The sequence below is a fragment of the Bacillus pretiosus genome (genome assembly GCF_051294775.1).
Classification (GTDB): domain Bacteria; phylum Bacillota; class Bacilli; order Bacillales; family Bacillaceae_G; genus Bacillus_A; species Bacillus_A wiedmannii.
Window position 1 is genome coordinate 1 of sequence record NZ_JBPPHF010000198.1, and the last position, 278, is coordinate 278.

Here is a 278-nt window from a genome sequence, read left to right on the forward strand (position 1 = left end):
CGTATATTCTCGTATTTATTTCTACCTTCTTTAATCGCTGATTTAATCGTAGCAAAATTATCTTCTAGCAAAACAAGAGAAGAAGCTTCTTTCGCAACATCTGTCCCTGTAATTCCCATCGCTATCCCAATATCCGCTGTTTTTATAGCCGGAGCATCGTTTACTCCATCACCTGTCATCGCTACAATATGCCCTTTATTTTGCAACGCCTTAACAATTTTCAATTTATGTTCAGGTGATACTCGAGCAAATACATAAGCAGTCTCTTATAGACATCT

Annotated in this window: 1 pseudogene; it reads right to left on the reverse strand. The window is 37.4% G+C overall.

Annotated elements, in window-relative coordinates:
* Positions 1-266: pseudogene (locus tag ACSG5Z_RS30495) on the reverse strand (HAD-IC family P-type ATPase); the annotation flags it as partial.
* Positions 267-278: the final 12 nt, after the last annotated feature.